Raw genomic sequence first — 25,846 nt, 5'->3', positions numbered from 1 at the left:
CTTTTCTACTAGTTAGTCGATACTATGAATTTCTATGAATCTTTCTAAATCCTGCAGATCCCTGAAGTGCTTCTCGAGTTTTTCCCGGCTCCAATTCCACCATTCGATCTGTAAAAGCTTTTCTGCGATATCCTTTGGAAATCGTTCGCGAAGAGGCTTTGCAGGTATCCCGACTGCAATCATATAAGGAGGGATGTCCTTCGTAACGACAGCACCTGCTCCGATTACTGCTCCTGTTCCGATCGAGACACCAGGCATGATGACTGCTCCGTGTCCAATCCACACATCGTGGCCGATTCTGACTTTATGCGCTCTTCGCCAATCGAAAAAATCCTCGTCATCTCTATCGTCGAAACGGTACTGCTTGCATCGATAAGTCATATGATGCTGGGTGACCCGCCACATCGGGTGGTTACCAGGGTTGATCCGGACATGAGATGCGATCGAACAAAATTTTCCGATCTCTGCATAAATGATTTGAGCATCTCCCGCTGTATAACTGTAATCTCCAAATCTGGATTCCTCAATCCATGTATTCGGACCAAGCTCAGTCCAAACTCCCAAAGCACTGTTTTGAACAGTCGAACTTTCATGGACAGTAGGGGATTCCTTCAAATACTTCATATTCATCTCCACATTCCTTTTCTAATGAACGATACTAACAGGTACAGGTGTCCGATAATTCATCTGACACATAACATTACCGTCCACTAAGACGGTATGCAGAACTGGGCGCTTCTGATCTTCACTAGCAATCAATAAGTCTGCTTTTTTCCCGATTTCTATAGAACCTACCTCCTGATCCAGCTTCAATGCTCTAGCCGGATTGAGGGAGACCATATTGATCGCCACATTGATAGGGAAGCCGTGATGATAGAGTTTAAAGGCAGCATGCAACATGGATGCGGGATAATAATCCGAGCATAATCCGTCGACAACGTCGTGCTTGATCGCTTCCATTGCAGATAGATTATTACTATGAGACTTACCGAGTAATAGATTAGGAGCGCCCATGACGACATAAATTCCGAGTTCATTGGCTTTCTTCGCAACATCCAACTCAACCGGAAACTCACTGATCGAGGCGTTCCAATCCTTGACCAAGGAAAGCTTATCGATGGTATCATCATCATGAGAAGCAACTGGAATTCCTTTCTGATGGGCCAGATCTGCTAATTTCAGTAAAATTCTAGCCTCCAGCTTTTGTTTTTGCATGTTGCTTTCGATGATTTGATGAGCTTGCTCTTCTGAATAACGACGATGCTCGATCAATAGCTTTTTTTGAATTTCGATATCACGGAACTGACCTTGTCCTGGTGTATGATCCATGAAGGAAAGCTGATCGATCATTTGACGTTCAATACATTGCTCGACTTCTGGCGCAGCATGGATATTTGTAATCTCATATCGTAAATGTGTTTTATGGCGAATTAAAGGATGCTTTTGAGACAAGCGGTTGATATCCTCAAGGATCTTTAATACGGTATGATTTTGCCTGATCTGTTTTTTTGCGTTTTCTTCTAGTAGAGATAAAGAGTGATAGATGGTGGTGATACCTTCTCCAACCAGCTTTTTTTCTAGCTCGAAGAAGGAGATTTCGATTGGAAACATACTGCTTGGTCGAGGTTCCAGTTCGATCTCGATCGCATCGCTATGAGAATCCACTATGCCTGGTAGTACCCAATTGCCTTCTGCATCAATATCTGCTGGGCCAATCGAAGTAGGGTGATACTCTTCAATTCCAACGATTTTATCTTCCTCGATGATCACCATGCCATTTTGGATGACACGGTCAGGAGTGACGATCTTTGCATTGTAAATTTTTTTCTGTTCCATTATGAACACCTCACGTTTTATAAAAGTTACAATAAGGAATGGACAAGTAATTGTGTATATGGATGCTGTGGGTCTTCCAGGATTTGATCTGTCAGACCGTGTTCGACCACTTGTCCATGTCGCATCACCATCGTCCGATCTGCAAGCATCCGTATCACACCTAGGTCATGGGATACGACAATCATTGCCACATCAAGCTCTCTTTGGATTCTACGGATCAGATCGAGCACTCTGGCTTGAACCGATAGATCCAGCCCTGTGGTGACTTCATCGAGCAGCAGGATCGGCGGGTTATTCGCGAGTGCTTTTGAAATTTGGACACGCTGCTGCATTCCGCCACTGAAATTTTTCGGCATTTCATCCATCCGTGAAAGAGGGATCTCCACATGCTCCAGAAGCTCTGAAGCGCGGTGCCTGATTTTCCCGACATGGTAGGTTCCAGATGCAATCAGCTTTTCAGCGACATTCCCTCCGCTCGAAAAATTCATTTTCAGACCCATCCAAGGATTTTGATAAACCATGCCGAGGAGATAGTTGCGGATGTATCGTTTCTGTTGTGCTGATTCAGAAAAGATATTCTCTTCACCGTTTTGGTACGTTGAAATGGTAGCGATCCCAGATGTGATTTCATCATCGAAATATAAACTTTTGACCAGAGAGCTTTTTCCTGATCCGCTTTCCCCGACAATTCCGATAATTTCTCCTTTATGCAATTCAAAACCGATATCGATGCAAGCCCAGACGCTTCCACAATGAGGACAGCGATTGTCTTCTCCAGCCAGCATTTGCGGGGTTTCGCAATGGATGCACCCTTTACCATAACGTTTGTTCAAGTGCTGTACGTTAAGAAGGGGACGTTCTTCCGTGTGTAAAATCCCAGTTCTTATCATAAAGAGTCCTTCCTTTCTTTCTGTTTCGCAGAGCAATAACCAGTATCTGAGCATTGATAAATCGTTTCACCAGTTATCCGATCGTAAATCTCATCAAGGAATGTATCGGTGCTGCCACATAATTGACAAGTTGATCCTTCAAAGGTCTCCACTTCAAATGGATAATCCTCGAATTGCAAAGGAACGACATTCGTATGAGGGGGGACCGCATAAATTTTCTTCTCCCTGCCCGCACCGAACAGGTAAAGCCCTTCTGCTTGATGGAGCTTCAAAAGGTCATATCGGGGAATCGGGCTTGGATTGAAGATGTATCGATCATTTACCATGCTTGGATAATCCGCTCCAATCGTGATTTTTCCCCATCTGACAATATCCTCGTAAAGTCTAAGCCACATGCTGCTGTAATCCATTTCTGCATGCAATCGTTTCGTATCTTTTTCCTTTGATTCGACTCTGCGCAGCGGTTCTGGCAACGGCACCTGCAACACTAAGATTTGATCCTCGCGTAGAGGGACTTCTGGTATCCGATGCCTTGTCTGGATGACGGATGCTTCTCGGGAGTCATCTGTTGTCGTGATATTCGTACAGTTTGTCACCAAGCGCTTGATACTGACAGCATTGACGCTGTCATCATGACCTTGGTCAATCACCTTCAGGCAATCTGTTTCTCCGATCAAGGAAAGGGTCAGCTGCAGACCGCCGGTGCCCCATCCTCTCCCAATCGGCAATTCTCTGGATGCAAAGGGCACTTGATAGCCTGGAATGCCTACTGCCTTCAACGTGGATCTGCGAATTTCACGTTTCGAGCCCTCATCCAAAAAAGCGTAATTATAGGTTTGTTCTATTTGAGTGATCATGAACATCGATCCTTTCATACATAATGGGGGAGGCAGTCGGGTCAAAATGTACTGAAAGTGGTTTCTCTTTCCTGTTGATCCTCCTGCTTTGAATCATTTGCAGTTGCTTTCGTTCCACGAATTCGGTCAAGCATCGATTGGAATGTAATATAATGCGGCAGCTTCAAATGGGAAACAAAGCCGTGAGCTTCAACGCTATCGATATGAAGCAGAACGAACTCTTCATCCTGGGTAGGGCTCGTCCCGGTTGTTTCAAGGCTTCTTTCTAAGATCGCCATCGAGATCGCCTTTACTTCGTTTTGGCCAAATGTCAATCCGTACCCGAGCATGAATTCAACATCCCCTTTTTCGTTTTGTGTAAAGGAGTTGATCGTTTCTACTTCTGTCATCATCACTTCACCGATGTAAATTGAATCGTCTTCGTCATCACCGAAAGGATAAGGAATCGTTACGTCCGTATACCCCACCCTCAATTCACCGATGGTAGGGTGGACGACACCATAACCACGCATACTGCTGTATGCTAAAGTTGTCATTGCACCTGTTTCGCCTCTTGTAAGGACTTGAAGGCGTGCGGAACGGGAAGCTGGAAAGGTGAGTTTTTCACGGGTAATATCAAATGGTTCATTGTCATATGATTGCCGGTTTGCCAGTAATCCTTGTTCCCTTAACAGGTCGGATATCTTTTTGAACGTAAGGGGAGTATGTTCGGCATCCATATCAATGTTGAATTCTCTAATAAAGTTTGAATAAATCTTTGGATCTTCATTGCACAGATCAAAATTCAACAATCGGTGAGTATAGTCATACGTAGGTCCCAGCATCTGACCACCAGGAATATCTTTGAAGGATGATGAGATTCTGCGGATGACCCGCATATCACGTGGCTCGGCAGTAATGGAATAATGGTTCCTCGGTAGGGTGGAGCGATAGGCTCTTAATAGAAAAGCCGCTTCAGATGGATCGCCTTCCGATTGCTTTAATGCAAGTGCTGCATATTCTGGAGCATATAGTCCTCCTTCTCCCATGACACGGTCAATCAATAGGCGCATTTGAGTCTGGATATCTTTGGTGTGCAATACATTTTCAGCATCCTTCAACCGATAGGTCTGAACAAGCTTGTCAGCATTTTCAATTGCTTGTTGTCCACCTGTAACTGCAACATAACCCATTATGAACACTCGCTTTCGATAGTAGTGGTCCTAGGAATGGCTGTTAGATCACCCGATTGTGTAACGAATATGAAATCCACGCCAATCGGATATTCCTTGTTCACTCGTTCCCGTTCTGTGATCCATGCAGCTGGTAAACCTTCTATGAAACATTCTTTTGTCCCATCTATTCCAGGTCCGCTCAACAACAGTTTTTTCCCATTTGAAAGGCGATCGACATTTATAATGATCGTCGCACTTTCATGAGGATTTTCTAATGTCCCGCGATTGACTTGGCTCATAACGTCATAGATTTCCTTCTCATCAAGTGGTTCATGAATGAATACATAGGAAACCTTGGTGATATCCTCATGCTTTGCAAAAGTAGTCCATCTCAGGTACTGGATCACTTCACTTCTTCGTTTGGAAATTATATGAAAGCTTGCTTCACGATCAATCAGAGTGAACGCGATGCCAGTCATTGCCTGCGATAGCCCTTCGACAGATTCGATAAATTGGACTGCATCATGGATGTTGTTCACTTTGCCCGGTCGAGACATACTGTCCAATAGCTTCCGAAAAATCTCCTGAGTTCCGTGGATCATATCAAATGATTGTTGATCAACTTTTGTCATTGTAATCCTCCATCGTGTCAAAATTCACTTGAGATTTGGCAGCAAGTGCGCTTTCCTTGAGATACTTACTCTTGATATTCATTTCTTCTTGTTCTAATTCATGGATCCAGGTATCAACGATGGGAAGATCTGCATTAAAGGCTGCATCCACTACAGCAATTTGATAAGACCTTGTGGGATTCTCACCCATAATGACGCCAATCCCAAACTTACCTTGAATGGATACGGTACTTTCCGTTACAAGTACCTCTCCCATAAAAAAGGGTTGCTTCGAAACTGAATCTCGTGATTTAAGCATGACCAGGCTGGTTTTAGGTTGGTTTTCCAGCTTGACTGTTTCATTTTCTTCGACTTGCGCAGAAAGTTTTTTGAGGAATGCGGGATCCCCTTCAACGAGGATGCGGGTCAATCGTGATTTTTTCATGATTTCTCCTTTCGGATCGTTGATTTTTCCTGATAATTCAACGTTATCTTATCGACAAGTTCCAATGGTTAAGGGAATGTAAAAAAATTATGAAGAACAGTAAAGCTGAGCAGTTCACAATCCTTCATTTCCGAAAATAAAAAATAGCATCAGCGAAGCCGATGCTATTTTTACTGACTCGAATACCTGCAAGACTATACACTTAATTTCAAGTTGTTTTTTATACGGGACGCGATCACTTCCAGTATAATTGCAATGAGCAAAATGAAGTAGGTGATGACCCCGACCTCACGCAGGTCGAGATAAAAGGTGCTCGCCATGAACATGTCGTAGCCGATACCGCCTGCACCTGCAGCAGCTCCCATCGCGACTGCTACGCCGAAATTGATTTCAAACCTGAAAAACGTCCAGGAAATCAAATAGGTGATGGAAGAAGGGAGGACCGCCTGAAAAATGATTTGCCACCAATTCGCACCGCTACCTTTTAACGCTTCGATGACACCATCATCCAATTCTTCGAATGATTCCGAGTACGCCTTGATCAAATAACCAACAGTGTGGAACGTCATGCCAATTACCGCCGCGACACTACCAAGACCTGTAGCAACTGCAAAAATGAGGACCCATAGGACTGTTGGAACAGCACGGATGAACGCCACAAATCCTTTGATAATATTTGAGACTCTGTTCGAAGAGAGGTTCTGAGCAGCAAACAAGGCTAAGAACAAAGCGATGATCGCTCCAAAAAGAGTGGTCAGGACTGCGAGACCAAGTGTCACCATTACTTGATAAAAAGCTCCTGAAAGTGTGAAATGCTTTAAATGTGCTTCGAGAAAAACGATTTTGAAGTTTTGTAGCATGGACAGGACTCCACCAAAGAAAGAAACGTCTTTATATTCAAAGGTGGAGAACCCATAAACTGTCAACAGGATTAGCACGAATAATGTGCTCCTGATCACGAGGGAAGCCTTCGTTAGAGGCTTAACTTTGATCTTTCTTCTGTTGGATAATGGAATTCCCCAACCAGCCTTCGTAGATACCGATTTTGTTGATCCATCAACTCCCACTATAAAATCACCCTTCTAATATAGTTTGAAATGTATTCAATGATCAAAATGGAAACGACGATTGTAACGACGACCAGACTAGCGGCATTATAGTCCAAGCTTTTATAATACAAATTAAATGAAAAACCGATACCAGTACCTGTCAAAATCCCTACAAGCGTTGCACTTCGAATGTTCGTTTCAATCATGAACAGCACCCAGCTGATCATTTGCGGAATGCTGGATGGAATGACAGCATGCGCTACAATTGAAAAATAACTTGCACCAGTAGCTTTTAATGCCTCGACAGAACTGCTTCCTACTTCATCGATCGTTTCAACGAAGGCACGTGTCAAAAAGCCGAACGAAACAAAGAAAAGGGCAAAATAGCCTGTAAGGGCACTCTGGCCAAAGGAAAACAATAAGATCATCGCCCATGCAGCTACGTCAATGTTACGGAATAATGTTGCCATAAATCTACAAACGACGCTGAAAAAAGGATTGACTTTGGTCGTCTCAGAGCCGAATATTGCAAAGAGGAAAGCGAATATAGTTGCAATAGTTGCCGATGCAACAGAAATGAGAAGCGTTTCCTGGAGTTTTTCCCAAATTTTAGGAAGCTTGTCCAATGATTGTACATCAGGATAAAAATTGGAGATGCCCCAACTAATTGCCTTCGGTATCGATAAAAACCCTTTCGCTGCATCGTATTGTGTGATAATCATTGCTCCATATGTGATGCAGAGGAGCAAAGCTAGGACGATGAATGAGTTTCTTCTTTTCTTGACGAAAAAATCACCCTGCATTTTTTCCTCCTAAATTGATATTAAGATCACTTGCTTCTGAGCCATAAATAGTGCGTATCTCTTCCTTGGTAATATCTTTGGGTGAACCGTTGTAGACGATCCGGCCTTGACTGACTCCAATGACCCGATCTGAATACTTCAATGCAACATCCACCTGATGTAAATTGACGAGAACAGTGATCCCCATAGAGGAAGAGATATTTTTCAGGTGGTCCATAATCACCTTTGAAGCATTAGGGTCCAACGATGCGATCGGCTCATCACATAAGAGCATTTTCGGACTTTGGATCAGGGCTCTTGCAATGCCAACACGTTGTTTTTGACCGCCGCTCAGCTGGTCACAACGCTTATATGCCTGTTCCTTCAATCCTAGTATTTCTAAAATTTTCATGGCTTGTTTTTTCTCTTCTTCTTTATAAATCCCGAGCATTCCAGTAATCGTCGATTTATAGCCTAAACGTCCATGAAGAACGTTTTCAATGACACTTAAGCGGTTGACGAGATTGTAATGCTGAAAAATCATTCCAAGCTTCGTTCTCAGTGATCTCAATTCTTTTTTGTGTAACTTCATTACATTGACGTCATCAAACATGATTTCTCCGTTTGTTGCATCGATCATTCGATTGATACAACGAAGGAGAGTCGATTTTCCTGCCCCAGATGGACCGATGACGGAAACAAACTCTCCTTCATTTACAGAGAAGCTAACATTTGATAACGCCAATGTATCACTACCATATTGCTTTGATACATTCTTCAATTCTAGTAACGTTGTCATTGTTAACTCCTTTATATAAGAAATGTTCAAAAGGGAGGGGCTGATATGATTTATTCCACAAATCAGGGGGATGATTTGAACTTATGAAAAGTTTTGAGAAGAACGCCCCTTTTTGAACACTCTTATAAAATTATTTGGATAGTTTTCTGATCGGGTCAAACCAAGAATCTTCTACTTTTACGAAACGTTCGTCAGCAGATTTTAAGAAAAGACCGCTTTTCTCAGAATCTTCAGGTACGAAAATCTCAGGATTATTGGCAACTTCATCAGAAGTAAGTGTGTCCAAGATAACCTTACGGTCGTCTTCACTTACCGTCTCGGTGTTGACGGCAAAAGGTGCATTTAAAACAGGGGTTACGGAAATCAAGGTGAACTCTTCTCCAGGAACAGTATTGAATGGTTCAGCAGCATCTTCCATTACTTTATACATAGCGCCAGGCTTATTTGCAGTACCATCTGACAATTCTACATAGTTTTGTACACAAACGTCACAGAATGCAGCGACGTCTGCTTTGTCAGTCAGAAGGTTGACTGCAGATCCTTGGTGGGAACCGCCATAAAGTACTTCGCTGAAGAATGATCCGCCTTCCAGTAAATCTTCTTGTGTAAGATCCTTGAATTCATCTTGCTTGCTGAAATAAGAAACGATTCCAGCGGATGGTACTTTAAAACCAGAAGTGGAGCTATTTGAAACGAAAGAGAACTTTTTATCAACGATGCTGTCGATTGTGAATTCATCACCATCCATGTACGCATCTTCATTTCCTTTTTTGACAGCAAGCCAGCTGTGGTACATCGCGTCATCAAGTGTTCCTGATTCACCGCTCGCTACGACTAAAGGTTGTACTTTATCATTTTTCGTATTGGCTTCAATATATCCTTGAGCACCCATGAAAGCTAGATCAGCATTTCCGTTCGCAAGTGATTCAATCGCAATGATATAGTCTGTTGTTGTTTTATGCTCTACTTTCTTACCAGTCGCTTCTTCAATCATTTTTCCAATAGAATCACGTGCTTCTTTCAAGTCAGCACCCGATTCATTCGGATACCATGCAATTGTCAGTGTGTCATCTTCAGAATCGCCTGATGAGCTGGCTGAAGAACAAGCTGGTAAAACTGAAATCAGAGTTAAAGCTAATATAAACAATAATGCTTTTTTCATTGTTAGAAACCTCCAATTGATAAGTTTTAAGTATTAAGCAAAACAATCAACCTTATTGCTGCTCCCTAATTCCTAATCCCTTTCCGAATACAACACCTCCTTAAAATTCCACAAGACATTTATTCATGTCTCCTCTTAAACGGGATACACTGTATTCCACCGGTGATCCGCCCGGGTGGTTTGCCAGGCTTTCAATTTGGATGATCGGAACACTCTCAGGTATTTCTAGTAACTCTGAGTCTTTCAATCCTGGCAAAACAGCTTGAAAAATCGACTTGTTCCGTACCGGCCTGAAATAATAATGATCTATTAAAATAGCATAAAGAGATTGAAACGCTTTAAAGTGCTTTTCCAAGTCAGGTACCTCTTTTTCCGGAATGCTTGTTGTTGTGACCGAAATCGGTTTCTCATCTATGAATCGCAGGATCTCAAGTCGATAGACCATTTCCTCATGGGAGATCTCTAAATTCTCCTGCTCATCCTCATTAGGCAGCCCTTTCTCCCAGTGGAGCAATTTACAGCTGTGCTTGATCCCATTTCTATCCATGTTTTCTGTGAAACGGGTTTTTGATGAAAGCTCATATTGAATTGGCTGGGAGATCCGATTCACATAACAGCCCTTACCCTGAACAGGTGTAACCCAGCCGAGATTTGTGATTCGGGCGATCGCTTGTCTGACAATATGTCGATTTGCTTGAAACTTACGACAAAGTGTATTTTCTGACGGAATTTTTTCATCTACTTTAAATTCACCATCGCGAATGCTATTGATCAAATACTCCGCAATTTCAAGGTGCTGAAGTGCATCTTCTCGAACTTTAATCATGAGGAAGCTCTCCTTTCGCCTTGTTTCAATTAAAACTTAACTTATTAACAAGTTGCTATGGTTAACTTAGTGTAAATATTGGATGGAGTTTTTGTAAGGAAGTGGTCGGGAAGTATTGATAGATTAGGTTAAAAATCCGTAGAGAATGGAAAGTAGCGATACTATATGTATTGAAGGAACCATATCCTTTTAAAACAAAAAGTATTGAAAAGTAGGGGAGGTGCCATATATCAATGTGGAAGACGATGTGGAATTGTATTTTTGTGGATGCGGGGGAAGGAATGCCGGTCATTTTCATCCATAGGTATGGATGAGCAGCCGGTTTTTTAAAACTTACTTTTTTATCGCATACCAAACAAGCAGCATTGATGGCGATCACAGGTCTAAATAAAACGTTTCTTTCCATTTGTTTTTCGCATGTTTTTTTGCATTATATTTTTTATTTTTACATTATATTTAAACTCCCTAAATGAAAGGTGCATAATCTTTGATTAAACTAGGATGGAAACTATAAAAGAAGGGAGCAGAGTATATGAAAAAAATAGCACTTGTTTTGCTTACTGTATTGTTATTTGTATCATTTACTATTCTAGGAAGTAGTGCTTCTGCTGAAGTTAAGGAATCTTCACGGGGAGAATCAATTGACATTCAGGTGATGTCCTATAATATTCATCACGCTGAAGGTGAGGATGGCGTTTTAGATCTTGAGAGGATTGCACAGGTAATAGATGGATCTGATGCAGATATTATCGGTTTACAGGAAGTTGACAAACATTGGTCATCTCGAAGTAATTTCCAAGACCAAGCAAAACTCTTAGCGGAACGTCTTGGTATGTTCTATACATACGCCGCCAACCTTGACTATGAATCTTCTGAAAAAGATAAACCAAACAGACAATACGGAACAGCAATTTTAAGTCGATTTCCAATTCTAGGTTCTGAAAATCATTTCCTTCCAAAAATCGGAAATACTGAACAACGAGGGCTATTGGAAGCCACTATCATTGTAAAAGGAATACATCTTAAATTGTATAATACCCACCTTGCCTTGACTCCTGAGGAACGAAATCTTCAGATTGAAAAGATAATCGATATATCCAGTCAATCGGATGGTCCAAAAGTTATTATGGGAGATCTGAACGCGACTCCGACAAGCGATGAAATGAAGCCGATGTACGAATATTACAGTGATGCTTTTGATGGACAAAATGAAGCTTATACCTACTCTGCGTCGAATCCAACGAAAAGAATTGACTATATCTTTACTTCTAAAAATATGGAAACAAGTAAGGCCAGAGTAATCGATACACAAGCATCTGATCATCTGCCAATCACCTCAGAAATTACTTTGGAGAGATGAGAACCTTATTATATTGAACCTCTCGCCACTTAACGACCTTACGGTCTGTTTGAAGTGGGAGATTCCTAAGAGCACCAGTGCAACCACCGGTTCTTAATTAGGCTATCCCCGCAGTTCCTGCGGTTTAATCGTAATGCTTCATTACGAATATTGATACTTGCGTTCATGTCTCGATCGTGATGTTCGCCGCAAGAAGGGCAATCCCATTTACGCAATCCGAGATTTTTAACATCTTTGTTTTTGTATCCGCACTTTGAACATAGTTGACTAGAGGGAAAATTTTTTGCGACAATGACCACTTGTTTGCCATACCACTTCGCTTTGTATTCAAGCATCATACGGAATTTCGACCAACTAACCTCACTGATAGATTTGGCTAAATGGTGGTTTTTCAATAGATTCCTTACTTGTAAATCTTCTATACCGATGATGTCGTGGTTTTTGACAATACCGGTCGAGATTTTATGCAAGTCATCCATTCTTGCATTGGTGATTTTCTCATGTAGTCGTGCAACCTTTATCCGTTGCTTATGCCAGTTGGAAGAGCCCTTTTTACGCCTTGAAAGCGTACGTTGTGCTTTGGCTAATTTCTTTTCAAGTTTGCGAAAATAGTTGTGATTCTTATGTATTGTTCCATCAGACAAAATCGCAAAGTCCTTGAGGCCAACATCGATCCCTAAAGCTGAACCGGTTTTAGGTAACGCTTCAACCTCTGTTTCAACAAGGATGGATACAAAATATTTTCCGGTTGGATGACGTCGAACCGTGACATTCAGGATACGACCTTCAACCTCACGACTTTTGGCAAACCTGACTAAGCCAAGTTTAGGCAACTTGATTTTGTTGCCTACAATCGCAATATTGCCGTTCGTGTGCTTTGTTGTGTAGGATTGTACATTATTCTTTTTAGACTTAAATCGTGGTGCTTTGTTTTGTTTCTTGAAGAATCGAGTATACGAATCAGCAAGATTTTTAAGAGAGGATTGTATAGCAATGCTGTCAACTTCTTTTAACCAAACCAATTTTTTCTTAAGTTGTGTTAATTGAGAAGAACAAGCGTTATAAGTTAATCCTTTGCCTGTTTCTTTGTATGTATCATTCCATTTTGCTAAAAAATGATTAAACACAAAACGAGAACAACCAATGGTTTTAGCGATTAAGATTTCCTGTTCTTTGTTTGGATAGATCCGAAACTTATACGCTTTTTTGATTAACATGGCTGATCATCTCGTTTAAAGGGAATGTATGTTCTCATTCTAACACAACGAGGTCCACTTTGCCTAACCCCAACCGACATTCATCTCCCACCTACTCATTGGGGTACGCCCTTCACATTCCTTGAGGTGGGAGTCTTCTGTCAGTAAACGATAAATTTCACTTTGGACTTGTCCCTGTCAAGTAGGTAGTAATAAAAAAGCAATTTTAAGTAGCCTGAGCTCTATATTTATTGGGGCTCAGGTTGCTTAATTTTTTGAAATCTTTAGTGATTATAAAACGTATGTATTTGTCTAATCCCATAGAAAATGAGAGAATTGCGAATCAACGGAAGGATACGGTACACAAAATTTCCCGTGCATTGGTGGACAAGTATGATTTGATTGCTTTTGAACACCTGAACATGAAAGGGATGATCCATTCATCTTCTCACCTAAACAAAAGGATTCTTGACATCGGATGGAAGCAACTGATACAGTACACGACTTACAAAGCAGAATATGCTGGTAAGTGTGTCAGATTGGTTGATGTAAAGGGGATAAGCCAAGCGTGTTCAGTATGTGATCATATTGTAAAAAAGAATCTAAGTGAAAGGCAGCATGACTGTTCCTGAGGTCACAGTGAACACAGGAACAGACATGCTACCAAAAAATATTCTCAAGCGTGCCATACAAAAGGCATCTTGACTTTTATTTCAGGCAAGGAACTTGCCTTCGTGGGTAGATTGACACGAGTCGGCTCAATGAAGCGAGAAGCTCGTCAATTCATTGACGAGATGTTCATGAGATAGGTAAAATGATATCCACGGTTGTTCCTTTATCGATTTCACTTTCAATTAGGATTCTTCCTTGATGCTCTTTGATGATTTTGTAACAAATCATGAGTCCTAAGCCAGTTCCTTTTTCTTTAAGACTATAAAAAGGTTCTCCAAGATATGGAATACGCTCTTCTGGAATCCCACAACCTTGATCAATACAACGAATTAAAACGAGGTTGGGTTCGGATTTCATTACTTGAACCACTATTTTCCCTCCATTTTGCATCGCTTCAATCGCATTTTTTAAGATGTTGATAAATACTTGTTTTAATTGATTCACTTCGCATCGAATCAATGGAATATCCTCTTCTGCCTCAATGATAATTTGTATATTGTTCATGGTTGCTTCAGGATAAACAACAACTAAAACCTGTTCGATCAACAACTGCAAATCTTGGAGTTGAATGGTATTAGCCTCGGGCTTTGCTACTGTCATAAATTGATTGGTAATCGATTCAATTCGATTGATTTCAGATACCATCACATCTAGATACCATTCATTGCTACTATCTATAGAAGATTGCAGCAAACTTAGAAATCCTTTGAGAGAGGTCAATGGATTTCGAATCTCGTGGGCAATTCCTGCTGATAATTGGCCGACCACTGCAAGTTTCTCCGATTTCCTTAATAATTCTTCCGTTTCCTTCAGTTCTGTGATATCACGTCCTATTATCACAAGTCCTTTACGTCTGCCATCAGGATAAAAAATGGGAACTTTCGTAACTTCGAAAATAATTGATTTGCCATCAGGTTGGGGAATCACTTCTTCACTTCGGGTAACATGGCCATTTTCCCACGTTTCTTGATCTGATTTCTCACAACAAGAAAAAGTATCTCTAAAGAGTTTATTATAGGTAGCCAGTTCGCTATCTTTTTTACCACGATAAGAAACATTCTCAAATTGAAAATAAGATAGGGCAGTATCGTTCGCTTCAAGCCATTCTCCTTCACCATCTTTAAAAACAATAACATCAGGCATAGCATTAATTAAGGTACGTAATCGTTTCTCACTTTCCTTCAATGCTTCTTCCATTCGTTTATGTTCTGAGATATCTCTTAAGATGGATACGAAAGCTGTTACATTCCCCTTTGCATTGACAATTGGGGAAACGAAGTTGCTAACATCAATGAGACTTCCATCTTTTCGCTGCCTAATCGTTTCAAATGACATAACATGCTTGCTATTCAATATTTTTTGAAGGTTTAAGGTACACTTATCAACCAAAAAATCAGGAATTATAGGTAATTGTCTTCCAATTACTTCTTGTTCAGTCCAACCAAATACCTCTTCAAAAGCTTCATTCACTTTTATGACCTTATATTCTAAGTCGAAAATTATAATGGAATCCACTGTATTCTTAAGAAATAAGTCCAATTGTTGTTTGGTTGATTGGAGATCTTCTTCCATTTGCTTATTTTTAGTAATATCTTTTACAATTCCATAAACTCCAACAATCTTATTGTTTATAAAAATCGGAAAGCTTTTTACATTTAAATTTACTCGGTATCCATTTTTGTGCTTAACCGCCACCTCATATACTTGCGGCTTTCCTTTTATTGTTTTTTTCAAATAGTTCAATCCATTTTCTAGATATTCCGGGATAATTAGTGAGGTAAGTGCTATCTTTTGAAGTTCTATTACCGTATATCCAATCATTCTCTCCAAAGCCGGATTGGCATCCAATAAATTTCCCTGTAAATCACAAGAATAGATACCATCAGGATTATGATCAAAAAGGGATTTATAAAAGTCTGTACATTTAAACGATTTTCTCACCGTAACATGTTCCTTTTCAGCATAATTGGGGATTAAATCTCCGCTATTTATACTTTTAAAAGTTTGGATTTTTCTATCTTTTGTACCAGGGAAGGAATATTTTGCAGCAAAGGTGTCCTTAATACTTGTTATAATTGGAGGAATAACGTCAACAACTGCACCGATAGGCATTCCTCCGTAGATATAAGGGGTTAGCGTAAAACGCCAATTTCCTTTTGGATGTTCGAGTTCCCAATAAGTCCTTGATTCTAAGGATAATGATAGAGAAGGGGCGTTGACCAAGAAATGGTTCGAATTAATCAAACCCTGTTCATATAAGACAGGAGATGCTTTAATCACCTTCCATCCGCGATCTAAAACTGCTAAATATGACTTAGACTGCCCTGAAATACTTTGGCTTTGGTAATATTCGGATAGCTTACAGCGTTCTAACTTTAATTGGTTGCGTAGCATCCAAGTTACTTCTTGTGCCGCTGAAGTTACTACTGACAAAAAATGAGGATGGTTAACAGCCCATAGACCAGTCAAGTCGATGACTCCCAAAATCTTTTGGGTAGCTGGATCACGAATAGGAGCAGCTGAGCATGTCCACTTTTGTACCTCTTGGCAAAAGTGTTCTCCAGCAAATACTTGAATCGGGGAACCGCTGGTAATTGCTGTCCCAATGGCATTTGTACCTGCATTATTTTCTGCCCAAGATGAGCCGATGACAAAATTCATATCTTCAGCCTTTAGCATTAAAGACAAATCTCCGTCTAAATAAACGATATCGCTGGAAGGGTTTGAGAACGTTATCAAATGGCCAGAATCCATATACATATTCTTTAATTTCGTAAGTACCGGTTTTAAAGTATGAAATAAGGGATCCGTTGACACATATTCCTTAACTTGTTCTTCACTGAGGTTGATGGAAGTTTTACTTTGAAGTGGACTGATTCCTATTTCTAAACACCTTTGCCATGAATCATACATTAAAGGACGGATTTTGGGTGCTGGATTATTACCAGAAATAAACTTTTCCCATTCACGTTCAAGTTTTTGTTTTTCTAATTTAAGGGAAGAAGACTTATCTAAGGCAATTAAGTTATTCATGACCATAGTGACCCTCCCAATATATATTAGCGCTTGAAAATTCAGTAAATTCAGAATATTAATTATTGTAGTGTAATTCGCTAATACGGTAAGAAAATCCTTTATTTTGATTAATGGACATGAAAAATTCGGGACATTTTTTGATATTCACTTGAAAAGTTTACCTTAAGGGGAATACTTTACAACCCCTGCTGTAGAAGAACTAAGATGAGAATTGACTACCGGTCATTTGGGTGGTCGTAAACGAGGACCTTACCAAAAAAAGAAATCATTGATTGCATGACCTATAATCATAATGATTTTCATGATGTGCTTCGATATACTAAAAGAAACAATCAGCTGATCCTTATGGTGGAGCTTCAAGGGCTTTTCAGATTGTTGAAAACAAGGATAATCAATGTTTGAAGGTATTACTAGCTTTTTAAAGAATCAACAAAAAAGATCAAGAGAAATGTTTTACGTCCAAAAAATACAGAATAAAAATAAGTTTGAGAGTGATACAGATGAAGAATTATAAATAAACTATTAATCAATTGCAGAAAACAGGGAATTATGATGGAGAAGCAGCTTGCATGGGGGACAGCAAGTAACATCAGTGCAAAAATCAATTTATTTCCGCAAGTGGTTCGTCTATAGGAGAACTAGGTGAAGATGATCTAGTTCTATGTTAAAACATTGATGAAACGAGGAAACGTCCTTCAATGGAAACACCAATCATGAGACTAGACTGTATATAAAGAAAGACCAGATATTAAGGAAATTCTCCATTCCTCACCTTTGTTTGTGTTTTACACAGAAATAGTTTTTAACGATGAAAGTTCTTTTACATTTGAAACACCTGCCAAGGATATGGAAACCTTTGTTTCTTCAATGATGTTCTCTAATACCTTTTCCACACCCGATTGCCCATCTACAGCCAATCCGTAAACAAAGGGTCTTCCAATAAACACTGCATTCGCTCCTAAGGCCAGCGCCTTTACAACATGCGATCCACGGCGAATTCCGCTATCTAAAAGGACAGGGATCTTCCCCTTCACTTCCTCGACAATAAGCGGGAGAGCATCAATAGCTGAAATAACCCCATCCAATTGTCTTCCACCGTGATTAGAAACAATAATTCCATCTATTCCGTTTTCCACAGCAAGCCGTGCATCTTCAGGGTGAAGAAGCCCTTTTAATAAAATAGGCAAAGAAGTCTTTTCTTTTAAGGCAGAAACATGTTTCCAGCTAAGGGTTGGATGATGGATATTTTCCAAAATCCCCTGAATAATCGATTCAGAGTCCTGATTTTCAAGAAAGCTAAGGAATACCGGATCTGTTTCATAATTTGCTTTTCCTAGACCAAGCTTTAGTGGAGAAAAGCGATTACGTAAATCTTCTTCACGCCAGCCCATCATAACCGTATCGACGGTTAGTACAATCGCTTCATAGCCAGCTTGCTCTGCTCTTTTTACCATATTGAAAGAAACCTCTTCATTGTTTGACCAATAAAGCTGAAACCACTTTGGACTATCACCGGTTGCCGCTGCTACGTCCTCGATCGAATAGCTGGAAACCGTACTTTGTACAAAAGGAACTTGGTGTCTGGCTGCTGCCTTGGCTGCAGCAATGTCTGCTTGTTCATGTGCAAGCTTTAGCATTCCGACTGGAGCAAGAAAGATTGGATAAGAATATTTCTGACCAAACAATTGAACGGACGTATCTAAATTGGAAACATCTCTTAAAACCCTTGGAACATTAGAAAGCTTTGAGAAAGAAGATGTATTTTTTCTTAATGTTTCTTCATCGCCTGCACCTGAGCGAACATAACCAAATCCACCGACCGACATCTTTTTTCTTGCCTCTTGTTCTAAATCCTTGTAGGAAATTGGAAAGGATTCAACCGAACTAATATTCTGTAATAAAGCATCCTTACTTGTAGTTGTACTCATTTTTCATCATTCCTCCCCTTGCCCTTATTCTTTTTTAAAATAATATGAAATTATCAAATTCTAAATATTTAATCATTTTCTTGTTAAAATTTACAGTATTGCTCCACTAAAGTCAATCACGAAATCCATATCCAATTCTTTGATAGAATCTGTATAAAATAGATTGACTTCCCTTTTAAACAGGTTTATTATCAATATATTAAAATTTAATAAAAATTCTCTTATTGAGAGTGGCTGAGGGACTGGCCCTGTGAAGCCCGGCAACCATTCATGGTAACTATGTCATGAACAGGTGCTAAATCCTGCAAAATACCCGGTGTATTTTGAAAAATGAGAGAGGTACTTACTTTTTATGTATATTTATGCCTCTCTTTTTGAGAGGCATTTTTATTTTCTAAAGATTTTATAAAGACGGAAAGGAGGGGTTATGATGTCAATATCCGTTATAAAAGGGGCACCGGGTCATTATCGAATCGGTGAGGGGGTCCTTAAAGAAATAGAATTTCTATTATTTGAGCTCAAGATTCGAAAAATTCGTATTATAAGCGGGAAAAAGGCATGGAATGCTGTTCAGGCTTATTTGCCCGAAAAAATCAAAGAATTGGCCGATTCAAACATTACTTTTGTAGAAGGACATTGTACTTTACAAAAGGCTGAACATATTTCAGAACAGCTATTAGTAGATTCTGCTGATGCTGTCATCGGAATTGGAGGAGGAACTGCATTAGACATTGCTAAAGCATCCGCTGTTAAAGCAGGTATCAAATCGATCTTAATTCCGACGGTTGCATCTACATGTGCCGCATGGACTCCACTAAGTGTGTTCTATGACGAAAATGGAGTTTTCACACATTATACTGAATTCCCTTTAGCCAATACCCTTGTACTTGTTGAGCCCGCTATAATTGCAAATGCTCCAATACAGTACTTGAGAGCAGGAATAGGCGATACTTTGGCAAAATTTTATGAAGCTGAGGCATTGATCTCTTCATTTTACAAAAATGATGTACTTCCTGTTTGGCTTCAGGTTTCACGATTCACTGCAACCATATGCAGAGATGTTCTGCTAAAGGATGCAGAAGGGGCAATCCAGTCTGCCTCTGAAGGAAAGGTTTCTGAGGAACTGGTTAGGGTGATTGAAGCCATTATCATGACAGGTGGCATGGTTGGAGGCTTTGGCGGAAAAGCCGGAAGAGTAGCTGGTGCCCATTCTGTTCATAATGGCCTTACGGAAGCAAAGGAAGTGAAGTCCTTCTTACACGGGGAGCTTGTTGCATATGGAATACTAGTTCAATTAGATTTAGAAAATAAAGAGCAGGAACTAACCAAACTGTTAAGCTATTACCATAAGTGGGGTCTTCCGATTAGTTTGAAAGATTTATCCATTAATCCAGAGGATCAAGCTCTTCTAGGGAAAATTATTAAAAAAGCAACACTTCCACAAGAATCGGTACATTTTATGGATGTACAAATTACAGAAGAAGGTCTGTTAGCCGCCATTAAAAGAGTTGAAAATCTTACGTATTCTAAAGTGAACTAAATCTTGCATATTACAAATAACGGAATAAATTTAAATCCGACTAAATATATGAATTTACTACGAAAAGGGGAATAAACATGAAAAAGTGGTTGTTAGCTAGTTTATTTGTTTTAGTGACTTCAGCTCTCGTAGCTTGTGGTGGAGGTAGTGAAACAAGCGGTTCAAAAGAGGATAAAGCAGAAGGCTTATATAGTGATGAAAAGCTGGTTGTAGGTGTAACTGCAGGACCTCATGAACAAATACTTGAAAAAGTTAAAGAGCTTGCTAAAAAAGAAGATTTAAACATTGAAATCAAAGTATTTACAGACTATGTAATGCCAAATGTCGCTTTAGCCGAAAAAGAAATCGATCTTAACATTTTCCAAACAGAGCCATACTTCGATGCATTTAAAGAAGACCGAAAATTAGACCTTGTGAAATCATTTGATACTGTAACATTCCCAATGGGCATTTATTCATTAAAAGTAAAAGATATTGCTGATCTAAAAGAAGGCGCAAAAATTGGATTACCTAGTGATCCGACAAACAGCGGACGCGCATTGCTTCTATTTGAAAAAGCCGGATTACTTAAGTTGAATCCAGACACTGGTATTAACTCAACTGTAAAGGATATTGTTGAAAACAAAAATAATTATGAGTTTATTGAACTTGATTCTGCACAAATAGCGCGTCAGCTGGATGAACTTGATGCAGCAGCAATTAATACGAACTTTGCTATTGAAGCTGGATTTACACCATCAAAAGATGCCATTTTTATCGAACCTAAAGATTCTCCATATGTAAACCATGCCGCTGTAAGAACGGAAAACAAGAACGATGAAATTTTAACAAAATTAGCAGACATTTACCGAAGTGAAGAAATCGGAAAATTCGTTGAAGAAGAATTCGAAGGCTCAGTAATTTCTTCTTGGTAATTAGAAAAGCGGAAGCGCCCGTTTAGCGACGTATGGACTGGATTAAGCCTAATTTAATGTTCTTTTAATCATGGTTAATATTGCTTACTATGTTGATTGGAGTGGAAAGGACGAAACTCCTACGGGAAAAGCAGGTCAAGGAAGATCTCACAGGCGCGTCATGCGCCGAGGAAGACCGGGCTGCCCGCAGAAAGCGAATGCCTGGAGGGGATTCAACCGGTAAGTTTAACTTTCAAAAAACGTTTTACTTATTAAATTCGAACACATTTATTTTGATTACACGAGCTTAGAAGGGAGTTTTACAAATGATTGAACTAGTTGGAATCTCAAAAACTTTTACAGCTAAAAAAGGTTCAATTCATGCATTAAAAAATGTTTCTATTTCTGTAAAAAAAGGTGAAATCTATGGTGTGATTGGATACAGCGGCGCAGGAAAAAGTACTCTTATCCGCTGTGTGAACCTTTTAGAAAAGCCTGATACAGGGTCTGTAAAAGTAAATAATGTAGATTTGACAAAGCTATCAACTGGAAAACTCCGTGAAGCTCGAGGAAAAATCGGGATGATTTTCCAGAGTTTTAATCTACTAAAAACAGCGACTGTATTCGAAAACATAGCACTTCCATTAAAGCTTACCGGCTTAAGCAAAGATGAAGTAGAGAAACGTGTTACAAAGTACTTAAGCATTGTAGGCCTTGAAGAGAAGCATCACGCTTATCCTTCTGAGCTTTCAGGGGGACAGAAGCAGAGAGTCGCAATTGCACGTGCATTAGCACATGAACCGGAAGTCCTTCTTAGTGATGAAGCTACAAGTGCCCTGGATCCTGATACGACAGAAGCCATTTTGGATCTATTGTTAAAAATCAACAAAGAGTTTGGGATTACCATCCTGCTCATTACCCATGAAATGAATGTCATTCAACGAATTTGTGACCGGGTAGCCGTCATGGAAAATGGAGAGGTTATTGAAGATGGAACAACAAGAGAAATTTTCACATCACCAAAGCATCAAACAACAAAGCGATTCATTAACAGCCTTTTCTCACATCAAATACCGGATGAAATCCTTTCGAACTTAAATAAAACAGGTCAAGTAGCTACCCTTTCTTTCTTTGGAGAATCATCAGGAGAGCCTGCTTTGGCTTTAGTAAGTAAGAAGTTTGATGTTTATCCAAACATATTATCAGGCAGTATTACCCGCTTAAAGGAAGAATCATTTGGCCAGCTTTTAACTCACTTAAAGGGTGATGCAAATGAAATTGAAAAAGCCTTACGCTTCTTAGAACAACAACATGTGCATGTGGAAGGAGTGAGAGTTAGTGAAAGTAAGAATAGACGAATTTCTTGATCTTTGGGGCAGTGATCTTTGGGAAGCTACCATCCAAACGTTCCAGATGGTTGGAATTTCATTAGCATTTTCAATCGCAATTGGTTTACCGTTAGGAATCCTGCTTGTTCTAACTCGACCAGGTAAAGCCTTAGAAAACAAGTATGTTTACCAAGTTTTAAACGTTGTCATCAATATAATACGTTCTGTGCCATTTATTATTTTACTGTTCTTCATACTTCCTTTTACAAAAATGATTGTAGGGACATCGATCGGGGTTAAAGGTGTAATTGTTCCATTGGTTGTATTTACAGCTCCATATATTGCGAGATTAATGGAAACTGCTCTATTAGAGGTAGACCGTGGAGTTTTAGAGGCCTATGAGGCGATGGGAATAAAAACAAGACATATTATTTGGCACGTGCTTGTAAGAGAATCACGTTCATCCATTATTCTTGGCTTAACCATTGCTACCATTGGTTTAATTGGAGCATCTGCTATGGCTGGATTAGTTGGTGGAGGCGGACTTGGAGACCTTGCCTACCGCTATGGACATCTTCGTTATGAAGTGGACGTCATGTATATTACCGTTATTTTGCTTATCATTCTTGTCCAAGGACTTCAATCAGGCGGAAACCGCTTGGCAGCCCGGTTGAAGAAAGATTAAATATTAATAAGATGCAAGCCTAATAAGGGAAGGCCTAACAATGGAGCTGATAGGCCTTCCCTATTTATATCTTATATCTTCGATTAGCAAACTCTAAACACCGCATTAACCATGGATGGATTCAAAGGGATTTCAAATACCTACTTCTATACTCCCGAATAGCGCTCTAAAAATAGGAATTTTAAGAATTTTCCTAAAACCCCTTGATTACTGAAAGCACTTACAATATAATATCACAAAAGGTTACTATGAATTTGTAAAGGTAATAATGAAATCTAAAATCTAGCAATACCAAATGGAGGACAGTATGCTAAATGTTTTGAAAACGCTTAACTCTTCCCTTAATCTCGCTGATGTGAGGGATCATTCCTTTTTACAGTATGGAAGAGTGATAGAAGATTTCCCAGTATTGAAAATGGAACAACTAATGGAAGAAACCGAAATTCCTAGAACAGGTAATGTATATGTTCCTTCAGTACCATCTTGGGAAGAGGGAGACTTAAAGCCATTACTTGAAACGACCCATTACGGGGGAATGGAGATTCAAATCGGCTATTGTAATGGTAATAACTCATGCCTGAATGCTCTTGAATACCACAAAGGTAGTGAAATTAATGTTTCCATTACGGATTTCGTCCTTCTTGTCGGGCATTTGAACGATCTGGTTGACGGGTCATTTCCCGTAGAGGATGTTACAGGATTTTTTGTTCCGAGAGGAACGGCTGTCGAGTTGTATCAAACGACCCTTCATCTTGCTCCATGTAAGGTGACAGCTGAGGGATTCAAATGTGCTGTCGTCTTACCACGCGGTACCAATACACCGCTTTCAGAGGAAGAACAAGGAAAAGATCCTTTATTATTCATGCGTAACAAATGGTTGATTACCCATCCCGATACAGAGCGTTTTGTATCGAGTGGAGCACATGTAGGAATAAAAGGTCCTAATGTTTCGTTAATTTATCCAGAATAACTATAAACGTTAAAATAAAAAAAGGAGGAATAACGAATATGTGGTTTACGTTATTGTCTTGTGTGCTGTTCATGGTATTGGTAGGTTGGATATCGTACCAAAAATCGAAGGGATCGGTCAATGATTCAGATGGATACTTTCTTGCCGGACGTGGGTTGACGGGTGGGTTCATCGCAGGCTCACTTTTACTGACTAATCTTTCGGCGGAACAGCTGATAGGATTGAATGGACAAGCATATCGGTCCAACTTGTCCAACATGGCCTGGGAAGTCACTGCTGCTTTTGCAATTGTAATCATGGCGTTGATTCTATTGCCAAGGTACCTTGGCGGTGCTTTCTCGACACTTCCTCAATTTCTAAGTACTCGTTATGATGAGGGGGTAAGACGTTACACGGTTATTTTGTTTATGTTAGGTTATGTATTTGTAACGATTCCTTCTGTCTTGTATTCAGGAGCTCTTGCTGTACTAAAACTATTTGATGTCCCGGAGCTTTTGGGTATTTCTTTCGAACAATCTGTTTGGGTCACCATTTGGGTGATTGGGATTATTGGCGCCATATATGCAATTTTCGGAGGATTGAAAGCGGTTGCGATATCGGATACATTAAATGGGATTGGTTTGATGGTAATCGGGCTCATTGTTCCGATATTAGGATTTATCGCGCTTGGTAATGGCGATATGCTGGAAGGAATGAAGACAATTACTACGCAGCACGCAGAAAAGCTGAATGCTGTAGGATCCTCAACAGATTCCGTCCCTTTTAGTGCAATCTTTACTGGTATGATTTTCATGAATATGTTCTATTGGGGAACCAATCAATATGTGATTCAACGTACTTTAGGAGCAAAAAGCCTTGCTGAAGGGCAGAAGGGTGTTCTTTACTCTGGATTCTATAAACTTGCTGTCCCATTCTTAATGATGATTCCGGGTGTCATTGCGTTCCATTTATACGGAGATAAGTTGAATCCGATCGATTTAGCTTATCCTGCAATCGTATCGAATCTATTGCCGACGTTTATGTCAGGATTGTTCCTTGCTGTTTTACTGGGGGCGGTATTCTCTAGTTTCAACTCTCTTTTAAACAGTGCCGCCACAATGTTCGCTTTAGACATTTATAAAGCAGGAGTCAATAAAAACGCAACAGATAAGCAAGTCATCACGATCAGTAAATACTTCGGAAGTATACTTGCATTAGTCTCTTTCTTTATTGCTCCTATGCTCATGAATGCACCTCAAGGTCTCTGGGATCTGATCCGTCAATTTACTGGATTTTTCAACATCCCGATCATTGCTATTGTGTTAGTCGGTATCGTTTCCAAACGTATCCCTGCAATTGGTGCTAAAGTTGCGATCATTTTTCATGTCATCACGTATTATATGCTTGTTTGGGGATTGACTCAGTTCTTTGGAATTGAGATCACGATGAACTTCATCCATATCTCAGCGATTCTGTTTATCATTGAGGTAGCGATTATGATGGTTTTTGGCAAAATTCGTCCACTTCCACAGCCGTTTACGTTTAAAGCAAACTCAAAAGTGGATATGGTTCCTTGGAAGTACACGATGCCAGTTACGGTTGTTCTGATCAGTTTAGTCGTCGGTATGTATCTATTATTCTCACCAATTGGTGTTGCTTACACAGAAGGCATCGTATCGAATTGGTTCTTTCCTTCAGTTGCCGTTCTGTTAATGATCACTGTAATCTGTTATTCGTTCGCCTTGAAGAGCTGGAATAGGAAATATGCTGGATATCTTAAAAAGAAACATGAAGAAGCTGTTCGAATTACGAACAATAAAACAGCTTAACCATCAAGAAGGGAGAGGG

22 protein-coding genes, 1 pseudogene and 1 riboswitch are annotated in these 25,846 nt (G+C 39.9%); of the genes and pseudogenes, 8 read left to right on the top strand and 15 right to left on the bottom strand.

Translation table 11 applies throughout. The annotated features are described in order from the left end of the window. Positions 1-12 precede the first annotated feature (12 nt). From ACJROX_RS26475 to ACJROX_RS26420, 12 genes are all read right to left on the bottom strand, one after another. The gene (locus ACJROX_RS26475) at positions 13-624 is read right to left on the bottom strand and encodes a DapH/DapD/GlmU-related protein (RefSeq protein WP_408008183.1); all 612 of its coding nucleotides are present in this window, start codon (positions 622-624) and stop codon (positions 13-15) included. A 21-nt stretch (positions 625-645) separates the two neighbouring features. Further along, positions 646-1,836 carry an alpha-D-ribose 1-methylphosphonate 5-triphosphate diphosphatase gene (locus tag ACJROX_RS26470; protein WP_408008182.1) on the bottom strand — a complete coding sequence of 397 codons (1,191 nt, stop codon included), beginning with the start codon at positions 1,834-1,836 and terminating at the stop codon, positions 646-648. 26 nt (positions 1,837-1,862) lie between these two features. Then, complete coding sequence (locus tag ACJROX_RS26465) at positions 1,863-2,726, bottom strand: ATP-binding cassette domain-containing protein (RefSeq protein ID WP_408008181.1); 864 nt, start codon at positions 2,724-2,726, stop codon at positions 1,863-1,865. Next, the gene (locus tag ACJROX_RS26460) at positions 2,723-3,601 is read right to left on the bottom strand and encodes an alpha-D-ribose 1-methylphosphonate 5-phosphate C-P-lyase PhnJ (RefSeq protein ID WP_408008180.1); all 879 of its coding nucleotides are present in this window, start codon (positions 3,599-3,601) and stop codon (positions 2,723-2,725) included. The genes ACJROX_RS26465 and ACJROX_RS26460 overlap by 4 nt, the downstream gene beginning before the upstream one ends. A 23-nt stretch (positions 3,602-3,624) precedes the next feature. Continuing rightward, on the bottom strand, positions 3,625-4,755 hold the full coding sequence (locus tag ACJROX_RS26455; protein ID WP_408008179.1) for a carbon-phosphorus lyase complex subunit PhnI: 1,131 nt from the start codon (positions 4,753-4,755) through the stop codon (positions 3,625-3,627). After that, positions 4,755-5,369, bottom strand: a complete 615-nt coding sequence (phnH, locus tag ACJROX_RS26450) for a phosphonate C-P lyase system protein PhnH (RefSeq protein WP_408008178.1) — start codon at positions 5,367-5,369, stop codon at positions 4,755-4,757. The genes ACJROX_RS26455 and phnH overlap by 1 nt, the downstream gene beginning before the upstream one ends. Further along, positions 5,356-5,793 (bottom strand): phosphonate C-P lyase system protein PhnG, encoded by a 438-nt coding sequence (gene phnG / locus ACJROX_RS26445; RefSeq protein ID WP_408008177.1) that lies wholly within the window; start codon positions 5,791-5,793, stop codon positions 5,356-5,358. Before phnG ends, phnH begins: the two co-directional genes overlap by 14 nt. Before the next feature lie 194 nt (positions 5,794-5,987). Then, complete coding sequence (locus tag ACJROX_RS26440) at positions 5,988-6,809, bottom strand: PhnE/PtxC family ABC transporter permease (protein WP_408011798.1); 822 nt, start codon at positions 6,807-6,809, stop codon at positions 5,988-5,990. A 50-nt stretch (positions 6,810-6,859) separates the two neighbouring features. Further along, positions 6,860-7,645 (bottom strand): PhnE/PtxC family ABC transporter permease, encoded by a 786-nt coding sequence (locus ACJROX_RS26435; protein ID WP_408008176.1) that lies wholly within the window; start codon positions 7,643-7,645, stop codon positions 6,860-6,862. Continuing rightward, entirely contained in the window at positions 7,635-8,423 is a 789-nt protein-coding gene (gene phnC / locus ACJROX_RS26430) for a phosphonate ABC transporter ATP-binding protein (protein ID WP_408008175.1), read from the bottom strand. Before phnC ends, ACJROX_RS26435 begins: the two co-directional genes overlap by 11 nt. Before the next feature lie 130 nt (positions 8,424-8,553). Next, a complete protein-coding gene (locus tag ACJROX_RS26425; protein WP_408008174.1) occupies positions 8,554-9,585 on the bottom strand; it encodes a PhnD/SsuA/transferrin family substrate-binding protein in 1,032 nt (343 codons plus the stop codon). Positions 9,586-9,685: 100 nt separating this feature from the next. Further along, entirely contained in the window at positions 9,686-10,411 is a 726-nt protein-coding gene (locus ACJROX_RS26420; protein ID WP_408008173.1) for a GntR family transcriptional regulator, read from the bottom strand. 532 nt (positions 10,412-10,943) lie between these two features. On the opposite strand from ACJROX_RS26420, the gene ACJROX_RS26415 reads away from it, so the two are divergent. After that, entirely contained in the window at positions 10,944-11,771 is an 828-nt protein-coding gene (locus ACJROX_RS26415) for an endonuclease/exonuclease/phosphatase family protein (protein WP_408008172.1), read from the top strand. 97 nt (positions 11,772-11,868) lie between these two features. On the opposite strand, the pseudogene tnpB reads toward ACJROX_RS26415, so the two are convergent. Continuing rightward, positions 11,869-12,988: pseudogene (tnpB, locus tag ACJROX_RS26410) on the bottom strand (IS200/IS605 family element RNA-guided endonuclease TnpB). Positions 12,989-13,275: 287 nt separating this feature from the next. Here tnpB and ACJROX_RS26405 point away from each other — a divergent pair. Next, positions 13,276-13,599: an RNA-guided endonuclease InsQ/TnpB family protein gene (locus ACJROX_RS26405; protein ID WP_408008171.1), complete on the top strand. Its 324-nt coding sequence runs from the start codon at positions 13,276-13,278 to the stop codon at positions 13,597-13,599. A 166-nt stretch (positions 13,600-13,765) separates the two neighbouring features. Here ACJROX_RS26405 and ACJROX_RS26400 read toward each other — a convergent pair whose 3' ends face one another. Both ACJROX_RS26400 and ACJROX_RS26395 read right to left on the bottom strand, forming a co-directional pair. Further along, positions 13,766-16,678 (bottom strand): PAS domain S-box protein, encoded by a 2,913-nt coding sequence (locus tag ACJROX_RS26400; RefSeq protein ID WP_408008170.1) that lies wholly within the window; start codon positions 16,676-16,678, stop codon positions 13,766-13,768. 782 nt (positions 16,679-17,460) lie between these two features. Beyond that, positions 17,461-18,603, bottom strand: a complete 1,143-nt coding sequence (locus ACJROX_RS26395; RefSeq protein WP_408008169.1) for an alpha-hydroxy-acid oxidizing protein — start codon at positions 18,601-18,603, stop codon at positions 17,461-17,463. Between the two features lie 218 nt (positions 18,604-18,821). Beyond that, positions 18,822-18,940, top strand: a riboswitch (SAM riboswitch). Between the two features lie 93 nt (positions 18,941-19,033). Here ACJROX_RS26395 and ACJROX_RS26390 point away from each other — a divergent pair. The 6 genes from ACJROX_RS26390 to ACJROX_RS26365 all read left to right on the top strand — a co-directional run bounded on the left by ACJROX_RS26390 (position 19,034) and on the right by ACJROX_RS26365 (position 25,827). Beyond that, positions 19,034-20,143, top strand: a complete 1,110-nt coding sequence (locus tag ACJROX_RS26390) for an iron-containing alcohol dehydrogenase family protein (RefSeq protein ID WP_408008168.1) — start codon at positions 19,034-19,036, stop codon at positions 20,141-20,143. A gap of 77 nt (positions 20,144-20,220) precedes the next feature. Next, on the top strand, positions 20,221-21,057 hold the full coding sequence (locus tag ACJROX_RS26385; RefSeq protein WP_408008167.1) for a MetQ/NlpA family ABC transporter substrate-binding protein: 837 nt from the start codon (positions 20,221-20,223) through the stop codon (positions 21,055-21,057). 305 nt (positions 21,058-21,362) lie between these two features. Beyond that, entirely contained in the window at positions 21,363-22,403 is a 1,041-nt protein-coding gene (locus tag ACJROX_RS26380; RefSeq protein ID WP_408008166.1) for a methionine ABC transporter ATP-binding protein, read from the top strand. Then, on the top strand, positions 22,387-23,049 hold the full coding sequence (locus tag ACJROX_RS26375; RefSeq protein ID WP_408011797.1) for a methionine ABC transporter permease: 663 nt from the start codon (positions 22,387-22,389) through the stop codon (positions 23,047-23,049). Before ACJROX_RS26380 ends, ACJROX_RS26375 begins: the two co-directional genes overlap by 17 nt. 307 nt (positions 23,050-23,356) lie before the next feature. Beyond that, entirely contained in the window at positions 23,357-24,019 is a 663-nt protein-coding gene (locus tag ACJROX_RS26370) for a DUF4867 family protein (protein ID WP_408008165.1), read from the top strand. A 38-nt stretch (positions 24,020-24,057) separates the two neighbouring features. Then, positions 24,058-25,827 (top strand): solute:sodium symporter family transporter, encoded by a 1,770-nt coding sequence (locus ACJROX_RS26365; RefSeq protein ID WP_408008164.1) that lies wholly within the window; start codon positions 24,058-24,060, stop codon positions 25,825-25,827. Positions 25,828-25,846: the final 19 nt, after the last annotated feature.

The organism is Pseudalkalibacillus sp. A8 (genome assembly GCF_045920555.1).
GTDB lineage: Bacteria > Bacillota > Bacilli > Bacillales > Fictibacillaceae > Pseudalkalibacillus.
Note: the sequence above shows the minus strand (reverse complement) of the source record. Positions and strands in the feature narration are given on the sequence as shown.

Bases quoted from the DNA above. Each gene is read 5' to 3' on its own strand.
- ACJROX_RS26475 (WP_408008183.1), bottom strand. From the start codon at position 624: ATGAAGTATTTGAAGGAATCCCCTACTGTCCATGAAAGTTCGACTGTT.
- ACJROX_RS26470 (WP_408008182.1), bottom strand. From the start codon at position 1,836: ATGGAACAGAAAAAAATTTACAATGCAAAGATCGTCACTCCTGACCGT.
- ACJROX_RS26465 (WP_408008181.1), bottom strand. From the start codon at position 2,726: ATGATAAGAACTGGGATTTTACACACGGAAGAACGTCCCCTTCTTAAC.
- ACJROX_RS26460 (WP_408008180.1), bottom strand. From the start codon at position 3,601: ATGAAAGGATCGATGTTCATGATCACTCAAATAGAACAAACCTATAAT.
- ACJROX_RS26455 (WP_408008179.1), bottom strand. From the start codon at position 4,755: ATGGGTTATGTTGCAGTTACAGGTGGACAACAAGCAATTGAAAATGCT.
- phnH (WP_408008178.1), bottom strand. From the start codon at position 5,369: ATGACAAAAGTTGATCAACAATCATTTGATATGATCCACGGAACTCAG.
- phnG (WP_408008177.1), bottom strand. From the start codon at position 5,793: ATGAAAAAATCACGATTGACCCGCATCCTCGTTGAAGGGGATCCCGCA.
- ACJROX_RS26435 (WP_408008176.1), bottom strand. From the start codon at position 7,645: ATGCAGGGTGATTTTTTCGTCAAGAAAAGAAGAAACTCATTCATCGTC.
- phnC (WP_408008175.1), bottom strand. From the start codon at position 8,423: ATGACAACGTTACTAGAATTGAAGAATGTATCAAAGCAATATGGTAGT.
- ACJROX_RS26425 (WP_408008174.1), bottom strand. From the start codon at position 9,585: ATGAAAAAAGCATTATTGTTTATATTAGCTTTAACTCTGATTTCAGTT.
- ACJROX_RS26420 (WP_408008173.1), bottom strand. From the start codon at position 10,411: ATGATTAAAGTTCGAGAAGATGCACTTCAGCACCTTGAAATTGCGGAG.
- ACJROX_RS26415 (WP_408008172.1), top strand. From the start codon at position 10,944: ATGAAAAAAATAGCACTTGTTTTGCTTACTGTATTGTTATTTGTATCA.
- ACJROX_RS26400 (WP_408008170.1), bottom strand. From the start codon at position 16,678: ATGGTCATGAATAACTTAATTGCCTTAGATAAGTCTTCTTCCCTTAAA.
- ACJROX_RS26395 (WP_408008169.1), bottom strand. From the start codon at position 18,603: ATGAGTACAACTACAAGTAAGGATGCTTTATTACAGAATATTAGTTCG.
- ACJROX_RS26390 (WP_408008168.1), top strand. From the start codon at position 19,034: ATGTCAATATCCGTTATAAAAGGGGCACCGGGTCATTATCGAATCGGT.
- ACJROX_RS26385 (WP_408008167.1), top strand. From the start codon at position 20,221: ATGAAAAAGTGGTTGTTAGCTAGTTTATTTGTTTTAGTGACTTCAGCT.
- ACJROX_RS26380 (WP_408008166.1), top strand. From the start codon at position 21,363: ATGATTGAACTAGTTGGAATCTCAAAAACTTTTACAGCTAAAAAAGGT.
- ACJROX_RS26370 (WP_408008165.1), top strand. From the start codon at position 23,357: ATGCTAAATGTTTTGAAAACGCTTAACTCTTCCCTTAATCTCGCTGAT.
- ACJROX_RS26365 (WP_408008164.1), top strand. From the start codon at position 24,058: ATGTGGTTTACGTTATTGTCTTGTGTGCTGTTCATGGTATTGGTAGGT.